Annotated in this window: 9 protein-coding genes; all 9 read right to left on the reverse strand. The window is 50.6% G+C overall.

The features are described from left to right. Nucleotides 1–6: 6 nt before the first annotated feature. On the reverse strand, nt 7–558 hold the full coding sequence (locus OCY70_RS32730) for a phage tail protein (protein ID WP_261948908.1): 552 nt from the start codon (nt 556–558) through the stop codon (nt 7–9). Further along, nucleotides 555–2,864, reverse strand: a complete 2,310-nt coding sequence (locus tag OCY70_RS32735) for a phage tail tape measure protein (protein ID WP_261948909.1) — start codon at nt 2,862–2,864, stop codon at nt 555–557. The genes OCY70_RS32730 and OCY70_RS32735 overlap by 4 nt, the downstream gene beginning before the upstream one ends. A 331-nt stretch (nt 2,865–3,195) precedes the next feature. Next, complete coding sequence (locus OCY70_RS32740) at nt 3,196–3,459, reverse strand: hypothetical protein (RefSeq protein WP_213430768.1); 264 nt, start codon at nt 3,457–3,459, stop codon at nt 3,196–3,198. 55 nt (nt 3,460–3,514) lie between these two features. Further along, nucleotides 3,515–3,835, reverse strand: a complete 321-nt coding sequence (locus OCY70_RS32745; RefSeq protein WP_390955201.1) for a phage structural protein — start codon at nt 3,833–3,835, stop codon at nt 3,515–3,517. Nucleotides 3,836–3,935: 100 nt separating this feature from the next. Next, the gene (locus OCY70_RS32750; RefSeq protein WP_261948910.1) at nt 3,936–4,226 is read right to left on the reverse strand and encodes a DUF3383 domain-containing protein; all 291 of its coding nucleotides are present in this window, start codon (nt 4,224–4,226) and stop codon (nt 3,936–3,938) included. A gap of 8 nt (nt 4,227–4,234) precedes the next feature. Then, nucleotides 4,235–4,606, reverse strand: a complete 372-nt coding sequence (locus tag OCY70_RS32755) for a DUF3383 domain-containing protein (RefSeq protein WP_261948911.1) — start codon at nt 4,604–4,606, stop codon at nt 4,235–4,237. A 29-nt stretch (nt 4,607–4,635) separates the two neighbouring features. Next, nucleotides 4,636–4,947 (reverse strand): hypothetical protein, encoded by a 312-nt coding sequence (locus OCY70_RS32760; protein WP_261948912.1) that lies wholly within the window; start codon nt 4,945–4,947, stop codon nt 4,636–4,638. A gap of 5 nt (nt 4,948–4,952) precedes the next feature. Beyond that, the gene (locus OCY70_RS32765; RefSeq protein WP_213430766.1) at nt 4,953–5,426 is read right to left on the reverse strand and encodes a phage neck terminator protein; all 474 of its coding nucleotides are present in this window, start codon (nt 5,424–5,426) and stop codon (nt 4,953–4,955) included. Nucleotides 5,427–5,763: 337 nt separating this feature from the next. Further along, nucleotides 5,764–6,162 carry a hypothetical protein gene (locus OCY70_RS32770; RefSeq protein ID WP_261948913.1) on the reverse strand — a complete coding sequence of 133 codons (399 nt, stop codon included), beginning with the start codon at nt 6,160–6,162 and terminating at the stop codon, nt 5,764–5,766. Between the last annotated feature and the right edge of the window lie 220 nt (nt 6,163–6,382).

Here is a 6,382-nt window from a genome sequence, read left to right on the forward strand (position 1 = left end):
CTAACCTCACCCCTCGATATACTGCGGATTTTTCATGCCGAATGATTTAAACAAGTTCTCAAGTTCCTTTTTGACTTCCTGGGCGGTATTTTTCGCGGCGCTGGTTGATTCGCCGCCTTTTATCGTTATCTCAATATTGGGCGATATTATGATGTTGCTATTTGCCGACGTATTGCTGTACGTTGGCGCGAGTCCTTCCGCCTCTGTTTGAGGTGCTTGAGGGGTTGCGGCTGCCGTTGCCATACCATTGACGGCATGGGATACTTCCGGGATCTTGTCTTCTATCCCGATCTGGAATCCTTCGCCTGTGTACTTCCCGAGTTCCTTCATAACACGAGAAGGAGAGTGAATATCGAGCGCATCCTCTATCCCTTCCGTTACACTGTTTGCGACACCAGTAACCGCATCGCCCACGGCCTTCGCAGCACCTTTAATACCATCTATAAACCCGGTGATTGCATTCTTGCCCATCTCCCACATCTGGCCGGGCAGATTTTTGATCCAGTCAATCGCTTTTTTTATGCTCTCAACGATGGCATCCCAAATTCTGCTGGTCATACCTTTGATGCCTTCCCATGTGTCGGAAAGAAGGTAGACATACCGTTCCAAGCAAGTTCAGCGGCAATTTTTATGTTGTTCCATGCCCCTTCGAGATAGCCCTTGACGGCTTCGAGAGCACCGGAAAATATCAGTTTGATACCTTCCCACGCTTGCCCCATAGCGCCCTTGATGTTATCCCAAATCTGTATGGCGTGGCTCTTCATAGCGCTGAAGTTGCCAGTAAAGAGATCCTTTATCAAAAGGATCGCACCCAAGAAAATATTCTTGATGACCGTCCATGCTGCGCTAAAGTACAGCTTTAGCCCTTCCCAAATCATTCTGACGCCGTTCACAATCCGAGCGAATGATGCTCGGATATTTTCAACAAATGGAGCGATGATCGCCATCACCGTGTTTACAATGCCATTCCACAGGTTGACCGCCGTGGTCTTTATCGCATTCCACGTATCGACCAGGAAGCCAACAATAGCATTCCATGTTGCTGTAAATACCCGAACCGTTGCCGCCCACAATCTCTTGAAAAAGGCCGATATAGGCTCCCAATACTTGATGATGAGATATGCAGCCGCGGCGACTGCAGCTATAACTGCAATGACTATCAGCATCGGCCCCGATATTCCCATGATGAGAGGGCCGACCGACGATAGCAGTTTAAATCCTGCCACCACATTAGGCAGGAATGAGACAAGGACCGTCAAGGCTCCACCAAGCAACAGAACCGCACCAGCTATCGCCGTGAATATGGCTATTCCTTGTTTCAAACCTTCAGGGAGGCTATTAAAGCGGTCAACTAATTTGTTTACGAAAACTGCTACACTTGTTAAAATAGGGATAAACGTTTCCCCAATAGAAAGCCTTGCGCCTTCCATAGCTGAGTTTACCTTCTCCATAGCCCCGTTTAGGTTGTCTAGTTGTTTATCTGCTATGGTTTTTGCAATACCGCCACTCTCTTCGAGCCTGTCTGTAAAGCCCTCTAAAGCTGGTTGCCCGGTATCCATCAACGCCAAAAATGCACTAGCGGCCTCTGTGCCGACTACCGTTGATACAGCAGCCACTCTCTGGGCCTCCGTTAAACCCTCTGTCTTCTCGACGAACTGTCCCACTACCTCAGAAAGAGAAAGTACTCTGCCTTCCCGTTCAGTTTCAATTTCCAACTGTTCTTTAAGGACCTTATTTGCTTCGGCAGTTGGTTTAGCCAACCGGATCATTATTGCACGCAATGCCGTGCCCGCTTCACTTCCTTGTATACCTGCATTGCCGAGCATCGCGGTTGCCGAAGCCATCTCTTCTAGCGAGCGCCCGGATGCACGCGCTATAGGGGCAACATATTTCATCGTATCGCCAAGCATGTTCATGTCAGTGTTGGACCCAGTGAAAGTTGCTGTCAGTATGTCAGCCACTTTTGCCGTATCCTTTGCCTCGATACCAAAACCCGTTAGAATGTTCGATGTGATATCTGCCGCACGGGCTAAATCAATCTGCCCCGCTGCCGCTGTATCAAGTAGCCCTGGCATGGCCGCAATCATGTCATTTGTCTTAAAATCCGCCATCGCCAAAAACTGCATACCCTCAGCGGCTTGACTTGCGGTGAATACTGTTTCAGCGCCAAGCCTTTTGGCAGTATCAGTAAGTCGCTGCATTTCCTCGACCGAAGCACCGGACAATGCACCAACCCTCGACATTGACGATTCAAAGTCTGCTGCAAGCTTGATTGATGAACCAATTCCTGCCGCGAGAACGCCGCCTGCGGCCCCCATGGCTACGCCGGCAGAACGGATGCTGCCGGACGCCTGGTCAATCTGATCCAGCGCCTTCAAAGAGCCGTTGGAGAAATCTCCGTATTTTTTTCGGAGCTGGTCCATTTCCTTTGCTGCCCGCTGGGCGGCTTTGCTTTGCCTGTCTACCGCCTGCGTGACGCTGTTAGATGCTTGCCTAACCCTATTGCCTGCGGCTGCAGCCTGTTCCTGTGCAATACGCCATTTTTCATCCGCTTTTTGGGCACGCACAGCGGCAGCCGTAGCCTTTTCGTTGGCCGCCTGTGCTCTTTGTATCGCTTTGGTAACCTTCTCTTGCGAGCTGGTAGATACCGCTGCGACCTCAGCAGCTTTTGCTGTTGCAGCTCTTGCCCTCTCGGTCGCCTTGGCTGCCGCGTCATTTGCCTTCTGCAGCCGGTCAGCGGCCTTCGTCAATCGTTCATTCGCTGCTGCAGCCTTATCAGCCGCTTTCGCAGCCTGGGCTGTGATGCCTTGTGACTTCGATACAGCGGAGGCCATTGCTCCCGATTTTTGCGAAACTCCTTGCATCGCCTTTCCGGCCCGCCCATGCTCGACTCCATCCGCTCAAACACTTTGGAGTTTGTGCCGGAAAGCTTGTTCAGGCGCTTATCCAGCGTTTCAAGAGGGCTGGTACTTATGTTGTATCCGACATCTACTGTTAATTTGCGGAGTGACATGCGACCGCCCCCTTATTTTTGTTTGTTTCTCTGGCTCTGGGCATGTAGGATATCGAGTGCAGCGTTTGCCTCATTAAGATCGTCCCAATCCATTTCGCATGCGTCGGAATACGTAATACCCATCAGACAAAACAACGCGCCAGAAGGCCCAATTCTCCTTGGCGCGTTGTTTATATTCCGCACTACTTGTCGCTGGGCGGGTTCAAAAATTCAACTGCTGCCAGCATTACATCGTCAAATACATCTGGGTGCTCGTCAAAGTAATCCCAATTCACCTTTGGCTGCACAATGACGTGCGTCATCAATTCTTGATAATATTTTTCCTCGACGAGTTGCCCACTCTTATTTTTGGATCGGTCCCGCAAGCGGACGGACTCCCGGACACCTGGATGCTGGAAGGTATACTCTACGCCTTGAATTTCAACCGTTGTCTGTTTCTTTGACATTTGAATCATTCTCCTTAGTTATAGTGGAATAAAAAAAGCCGCCCTTCATTGGCGACTAGCTTTCAACCGTATAGTCAAACACCTGCAGTTCAAACTCCCGATCCTCTGCCTCGTTGGAATAGCTAGCCGTGGCCGGTTTCTTTACTCGCGCCCGGCTGCCGCCAAACTTCTCCTTCGGTGCGCCGTTATATATCACCCACACGGGCACCATTTTCTTGGCATTAGCCAACTGGTTGAGGAATGACACTGAAGGAGAAGTTTGCTGAAGTGTAATCGTAATGGTCCCTAGTGGGTTGTTCACTTCGGACACAACCACATCTCCCTGTGCTCCAACCGATGCCGCGAAGTTGTCCTCGTCCTTCTCGCCTTCAACCATAGACCCCTCGGCAAAGCCGGTAATAATGTCCCATCGACCGTGACTGTGACATCCATTGCATCATAATTCGTTGATGCTGCCATCTATCCTCACCTCACCCTTAAAATTTGATAGAGCCTTTTATTTTCACACTGTGTACCGCTCCGGCCAGTTCAAACTCAAAAGAACCCTCGTTGTATTCCCGCGTTGCCCGAATGTCCGCCGGGATCTCTTCGCGCTTTTTAAAATACACCGAATACAATGGCAATCCATTCTCGTCCGCCGCGATGATCCCGTTGTTGAAAGCATCCTTCAGTACGCTTGTGCATTGTCCTTCAATAAGAGCAATGCCCGCGTCCGTGAATGGGATTTTCGGCGTATTGTTGAGCAACTGCTGTAGCTGATACTCCATATTAAATTTCACGTATCCTTGGCGTGGATGATATCAATGTATACCCCCGTGGATGTCTTGCCCTCACTTGTCCCGCCACGCCCGGCCTTTCGAACATATGCCACGGCTCCGGCGTCGTGGATTTCTTGAAGCTCCGTGGCTGAAATTTCAAGAGGGCTCAATCCTTTGATCTCTTTAAACTTCCATGTCACGGAACCAACGGGAGCCGCCGCAACTGCGCCAATCCATCCGGCCTCCGGGTAGGCATTGGCGCAGTTGTGATAGAATACAACGGTCCGCTCCATGGCTGCCGCCTGGATCGCCTTGGCGTCCTCGATATTGTCCGTCCGGGTGAAAAACATCTTCGAGCCATCCAATTCGATGACATCTGCGATCTTCAACACCTCTTCCCGGGCGTTGCTGGTACATATCAGAAAATACCAATCTTTATCGAGCAGCTTGGCGAGGTGGTCTGCAAAATACTGTTCTTCTTCGTTTGCCGTATCTCGGCATGCAATTGCGATTTTATCCGGCCGCTTGTCACCCTGAGCAAAGATCGACTTTGCGGCCAGATATTCCGGGAAGTCTCCTGGAAGTCCTTCAGGACCGCATCCAACTCGTAATAATACTTGAAATCATGCCCCTTCGCCTTGGCGCCATAAATCAACGGCGTACCAAAGCCCAGCCGCCCAATCGGCTGGACAAGGTCAATAGTAACCGTTACATCCTTCAGTGCGCTCATCCGCCTCACTCCTTCATTTTGATTTTTTCGATCATGTCTTCGTCATATTCGATTACATCCACCATTCGCAGATGCACATCGAAGCCTATCCTGCGCTCGTAATCATAAGTAAGCAGCGTGTCACGCGCTGTCGTTGCTTCCAACTTGACGACGACAATGCCTGCATCCTTTAGCAGGTTGCGCCCGATACCCTGAAACCAGTCCCGAGCCTGTCCTGATATCCGGTAACCGTCTTGACTCGACTTTGCATAGCAGGTAATGGAGATGGTTACCCTAGCCAGTTTTTCGATCCTGTGCCTATCCTCGCGGATTGAATGAACACCATATGGCGACTGATCAACGTATGGCGCAACGAAAGTGAATCCGATGAATGGGTATGGAGGTTGCGGCACCGCCTGATCCTGCATTTGAACCGTCACCCCAAGATAGTTACGCAGCGGCCCCACGAAGGCGGTTTTAATCTGTTGATGGTCTATCAAATAAACTCACCCGCTTCAGCACGTAACGATTGATCGCCGTATACTCGGCGTAATCGTTTTTATCATGCACTTTGTACTTGAGCCCTCCATGTAGCACCTCCGTTTGTAAGGGGAGCTCGCGCTTCGTATACAGGTGTCTATCCTCTTCGGTGTACATGCCCCCTGATTGGATCACGGTGCGTTGCGGAAGGGCCACAATTGCCCGTAGTCCCGTGACCGTTTCCGACTCACCGCGGGAATCCAATCCCCGTGGATTGATCCAAGTGCCACTCCGTCTTCACAATCACCTGAAAAGGCTTCGAAAAGCGACGTAACAGCCCTTCAAACTGCCTTGGATTCATTGCATATGCACCTCGTATTCCAACGTGTCCATCAGCTTCTTTTCGTCTATCAGAGGATGATTCCCGCCCTTCAGCTTTTGCGTTAACTCCGAATTGGGCACGAAGGATCCTTTTTCAATGTGCGCCTGAATGTGCTTTTTGAGTTCCTTTGCTGCCCGCTCCAAAGCCCGCTCTGGCGTGATTGTGCCGGCCAAAGCTTGCCCGACAAGAGACTGCATAAGCCTCGCAAGCGCCCCTTCGTATGCGTCATATCCCGCACGTAAAAACGGCCGCTCAGGAATAGAAATGAAATGGGTGTCATCGCGTAGATGAACACCCATGGTAAGTAGTTTTTTTCTCATTTTGTCGGTTACCGGTATGTTAGCGCCGTACTCGTTAAATATCGCCTTGAGCACCTGTTCGCGGTCGCCTATCCAACCAACCTCGGCACGGATCGCGAGAGTCTTTCCGCTTGCTGCTTATGCTTTCGAAATTGCTTCTTGTCCTCTTTTACCTTGAGTCGGATTCGCATCAGTACCACCGCCCAACATATGGGGAGATAAGCGCAGTTACTACAGGCGGCATGTCCTTTTCCGTCTGTGTTGAGCATAGGTAACGGACATTTCCCCTAACTGC

Origin of the sequence: Paenibacillus melissococcoides, assembly GCA_944800085.1 — a bacterium.
Taxonomy (GTDB): Bacteria; Bacillota; Bacilli; order Paenibacillales; family Paenibacillaceae; genus Paenibacillus_B; species Paenibacillus_B melissococcoides.